Here is a 4,365-nt window from a genome sequence, read left to right as displayed (position 1 = left end):
TGGGTAGCGATCGCACTCCTGCAAGTGCCTTAACAAAAGTTCATACAGTGTCGATTACTTTTGTCCGACTACTTACCGTGTTATTATTTGTCCAGTTTCCGATGTATCTTCTATAGTCGTATACTGAATATGCGGAATCGGTTTGCTATCGGAACGAAACCGAGAGCCTGTTAAAAATACTAACAAACTGGAATTAAAGTAATTGATAATCTTGGTATAGGAAGCCGCGCTAGCATGGTGCGCTTCGTCAATTATTAATAATCCTACATTCGCTGGATTTATCTCGCCGCGATCGAGCAGATTGACTAAAAATTGGCGGTTAACTACCACAAGATCGACTCTATCCAAATTAAAAGCATAACTGCGCCATTGCTCTGCTTTCAGTTCTGCTAGAGATGGTGGCGGTACGCCAGGTGGTAAAATATCCAGGTTGTAAAGTGGCCAAGATTGATAAATCGGTACGTGGGTAACAGGTAAAGTAGGAAAGTCTTGCATGATGCGTTCGCGTAGCGTGCGCGATAGCGCGTATCGCGTAGGGTACAGTTATCCACGCATACGATCGCCTGTCGTCCTGTCATCTGCTGGCCCAATATGTATGGCAGGCACTCTATAATTACGCTTTTTCCAGTCCCCACCCCCATCAGTAGGTATTCCGCCCCAGCGTAGCCCAACAGATGGTTTTTTTGACACGATTACTTAAGCCAACTCCCTCTCCCGATTCTATATCTTTAACTCGCGATCGCTAGTAGGGTTGGCTGCGATAGGAAATATTTGTTGGTAATTATACTAGAATGAACAAAAAATGTCAAATGAGTTCTCCTTCTCCGTCAAATCAATTAAGTGCAGTCAATCAAAGATTGAAGGCTGGCCAAATTGGAGTAACGATTATCCAAAAAGGCAATCGGTTGTATTTACGAGGAACTTTGCCGCCGCGTCCGGGTAGTGATAAAGATAAACCGCATCAGCAGGAAATTGCTTTGGGGATTGAAGCGACATCGGCTGGGATGAGGACGGCAGAAAAAGAAGCCCGCAAAGTAGGAGGGCTTCTTTCCGTAGGGGAGTTTTCTTGGTGGCCTTATTTACGTCATACCGGGGTCGGACGAGAAAATAAGACGATTGGAGAATGGGTGAGCGAATTAGAGAAAGATTATTTTATCGGTCGCGCTAAAAATCCACAGTCAATTTCAACGTGGAAAACAAATTATGTGGAGGTGTATAGTAAATTACCGCTTTCTTCTTATTTATCCAAAGAAATATTGATGAATGCGATCGTGTCTGTGCCGCCTTCTACTCGAATGCGGCAGAAGGTGTGTATGGCGTTGGATAAGTTGGTAGAATTCGCCGATTTTAAGTTCGATGCCAAAAGGTTTAGTGGGGATTATTCTCCCACAAAAGTGCAGAAACGAAATTTACCAAGCGATGAAGCGATATTATTTTGGTACGAGAAGCTCTCAAAAAGGGCGTGGCAGTGGTGTTTCGGGATGATAGCGACTTATGGGCTGCGACCGCATGAGGTGTTTCATTTGGATTTGGTAGATTTTCAGAAAGGGTCGGGGGTGGTGAAGGTGTTGGAGGGAAAAACTGGAGAAAGAAAAGTTTGGCCGCTGCATCCGGAATGGGTCCAAGAATGGTCGCTGATGGATGTGGCAGTACCCAACGTCAACGCTGCAAGTAATAAGGAGTTGGGACATAGGGTATGTCAATATTTTCGACGGCAGGGTATGGAGTTTAAACCTTATGATCTTCGCCATGCTTGGGCGGCAAGAAGTATCCAGTACGGATTGGAGGTGTCGCTGGCGGCCAAGCAGATGGGTCATTCGGTGGCGATTCACATTCAGACTTATCATGCTTGGATAGATGAGTATCACTACCAGCAGGCTTATGAGAGGTTGTTGAGTAGGAGCGATCGACCTTTGCCGCCCCAGCGTAGGGAGGGAAAAGTTGAAGATTCGACTAATAACTTTGTCTAAACTCAGAGCAACGCGATCGCAGACATTATCTTATTTATCCTTATCCTCATCTTCAGTGCGCCAGTTCAACTAGAGCAATGAGAAATTAAAGGGACGACAAGCAAAGTAATTCCTTGAATGGCAACAATATTCACCGATTCTTCTGGCAGAATAGTTGCTTGGCAATTCACTTGATATAATTGAGCAGGCCAACAGCTACCCAAACACCTAACTCGTCCGGGTTTCTGAGGTGAAATTACCTTGTCTACCGTACCAATAACAGGTTCTGGGAAAACTTCAACTTCAGAAGGAATAAATAAACTTTTCATTGTCGATAGCTCCAAAAGGATTAGACTTGGGAAACAGTGGAAAATTAAGGGCACTCTCGCCGAGAGTAAAGTAATTCCCGTGAAGCTTGTCTCACATAACCCCTCATCGCTGCTTGCTGCAACTTCATAAAAGCGTTTAAATCTTCCGAGTCGTATTTAGAAGCTAATAACTGCCGCAATTGCGCTTCTGCTTCCACGGTCAGATAACCCGTCTTCAAAGCTTGTTGGACAACTTCGCGAATCCGAACCACCCTCTACCTCCATGAAAGTGTCTGGCCTGCACCTTGAGAAGTAGGTGCAGGCTGTTGCCAAATCTCATTCCATTCACTTAAGTGATTATTTAAATGTGAAACCTGATTTTTGTCAAGCCCGAAATGTAAAGTCTGGTGGCGGTGGATGAAAAGAAAGATGGAGGATCGCCAACTGCCCGATTTGTTCGGGAGGAGATTCTGCTGGCTGGGAGAAGCCTTAAAGCAAAAAATGAAAGTGAGAAATATCTCCACAGCAGCTAATTACTCACTTATAAGAATATAATAAAATATCATCGGCTAGAGTGAGCGTACTACTTTGATTCCCTTAGATTTTCTGAAAGCTATAGCAAGCTCCCAAGGCGTATCGGAGACGGAACTAGAGGCGTTGTCCCTAGCTTTGGAGGGCGAATCGATTTTGGCGATCGCAACTAAACTGGACATTAGACCGGAAGCTGTCCGGAAAAGATTAGGCGAAGTTTACAAAAAATTTCGCATTACTGGCGCTGGGCCGGGAAAATTAGCCAAATTGCAACAAATCCTCGTATCTTTATACCAAAAAGAGCAAAAGCAATTTAATTTTGATGTATCAACGGAACCTGCGAGCGGTGAAACTGCGATCGCACAATCGCGTCAAGATTGGAGTGAAGCACCGGATGTTTCTATTTTCTACGGTCGTAGCGAAGATTTAACGCAACTATCGCATTGGATTGTCGAGGAACATTGCCGAGTAGTGGCGCTACTGGGGACGATCGGAATTGGCAAAACTGCCTTATCGGTGAAGCTGGCGCAACAACTACAGGATAATTTTGACTGCGTGATTTGGCGATCGCTGCGTCATACAACACCAGCAAGAGATTTTATTGGCAACTTACTGCAATTTTTATCTCACCAACGCAAACCATTTTTACCAGAAAGTTTAGACGAGCGGATTTCTCTGTTACTGGAACACTTCAAAGCTTCTCGTTGTTTGGTGATCTTGGATAACTTAGAAACCATTCTCCGACGCGGAGATTTTGCCGGACATTACGAGGAAAAATACAAAGGATATGGAGAACTGCTGCGGCGATTAGGAGAAGAACCGCACCAGAGTTGTCTGATTCTTACCAGTACAGAAAAACCGCGCGAAATTGCTTTGGAAGAAGGAGAAAACCTTCCAGTTCGTTCGTGGCAACTGGCTGGTTTGAAGGATGATGAAGCTGCCGAAATTTTAAAATCGAAGCGGCTAAAAGATGAACCAAAATGGGGAAATCTAATTAAACTATATCGGGGTAATCCCCTTGCTTTGAAAATCGTCTCTACTACGATTCAAGAAGTATTTTGTGGCAGCGTGCTGCAATTTCTCAAGCAGCGCCCCACCTTGGTATTGCGAGATATGCGAGACTTAATCCAAGAAGAATTCGAGCGGTTATCAGAGTTGGAAAAAGAAATTGCTAATTGGCTGGCAATTGTAGGGTATCCTATTTTTCTAACCGACTTGAAAACTAATATTTGGATACCAATATCCGAATTGAAGTTATTTGAAGCTTTGGAATCTCTAGGAAGGCGATCGCTAATCGAGAAAACCTCGTCTGGTTTTACACTACCACCAGTAGTAATGGAGTTTGTGAAAAACCAGTTGGTAGAGGAAATAACAGCAGAAATTCTCGGATTAATTAGAAATGTAAATAAAGAAAAATTGGCACTTATTAAACGTTATTGCTTGAAAATTGAATTAGAAAATAACAAGGAACCTGAAAGCGAAAATCAAACAACAATCGAAAAAATCCTTGAAAACTTACGGCAAGTAGTTCGCAACCAGAGCAGTTTGCAAGAACAGTTAAAACAAATCTTAATTAA

At 43.5% G+C, this 4,365-nt stretch carries 6 protein-coding genes; 2 read left to right on the top strand and 4 right to left on the bottom strand.

What is annotated here, in order from left to right; all coding sequences use genetic code 11:
• Positions 1–72: 72 nt before the first annotated feature.
• The gene (locus H6S82_RS20245) at positions 73–495 is read right to left on the bottom strand and encodes a DEAD/DEAH box helicase family protein (RefSeq protein WP_190475088.1); all 423 of its coding nucleotides are present in this window, start codon (positions 493–495) and stop codon (positions 73–75) included.
• A 48-nt stretch (positions 496–543) separates the two neighbouring features.
• Entirely contained in the window at positions 544–690 is a 147-nt protein-coding gene (locus H6S82_RS20240) for a hypothetical protein (protein ID WP_190475085.1), read from the bottom strand.
• A gap of 119 nt (positions 691–809) precedes the next feature.
• Here H6S82_RS20240 and H6S82_RS20235 point away from each other — a divergent pair, with 119 nt between their 5' ends.
• Positions 810–1,970, top strand: a complete 1,161-nt coding sequence (locus H6S82_RS20235) for a tyrosine-type recombinase/integrase (RefSeq protein ID WP_191056620.1) — start codon at positions 810–812, stop codon at positions 1,968–1,970.
• Between the two features lie 65 nt (positions 1,971–2,035).
• Here the strand turns inward: H6S82_RS20235 and H6S82_RS20230 are convergent, their stop codons facing one another.
• Both H6S82_RS20230 and H6S82_RS20225 read right to left on the bottom strand, forming a co-directional pair.
• Positions 2,036–2,278 carry an NfeD family protein gene (locus H6S82_RS20230; RefSeq protein ID WP_190475081.1) on the bottom strand — a complete coding sequence of 81 codons (243 nt, stop codon included), beginning with the start codon at positions 2,276–2,278 and terminating at the stop codon, positions 2,036–2,038.
• A 44-nt stretch (positions 2,279–2,322) separates the two neighbouring features.
• A complete protein-coding gene (locus H6S82_RS20225; protein WP_190475079.1) occupies positions 2,323–2,529 on the bottom strand; it encodes a hypothetical protein in 207 nt (68 codons plus the stop codon).
• A 316-nt stretch (positions 2,530–2,845) separates the two neighbouring features.
• Here H6S82_RS20225 and H6S82_RS20220 point away from each other — a divergent pair.
• Positions 2,846–4,365 (top strand): NACHT domain-containing protein (locus H6S82_RS20220; protein WP_191056619.1); only part of this gene is annotated, 1,520 nt, incomplete at its 3' end.

This window comes from Planktothrix sp. FACHB-1355, assembly GCF_014748295.1.
Lineage (GTDB): Bacteria > Cyanobacteriota > Cyanobacteriia > Cyanobacteriales > Aerosakkonemataceae > Aerosakkonema > Aerosakkonema funiforme_A.
The sequence above is the reverse complement of the archived record's forward strand: the minus strand, read 5'-3'. Positions and strand labels throughout refer to the sequence as shown.

What these genes read in the sequence shown, in the direction of transcription:
- H6S82_RS20235 (WP_191056620.1), top strand. Translation starts at nt 810, where the DNA reads ATGAGTTCTCCTTCTCCGTCAAATCAATTAAGTGCAGTCAATCAAAGA.
- H6S82_RS20230 (WP_190475081.1), bottom strand. Translation starts at nt 2,278, where the DNA reads ATGAAAAGTTTATTTATTCCTTCTGAAGTTGAAGTTTTCCCAGAACCT.
- H6S82_RS20245 (WP_190475088.1), bottom strand. Translation starts at nt 495, where the DNA reads ATGCAAGACTTTCCTACTTTACCTGTTACCCACGTACCGATTTATCAA.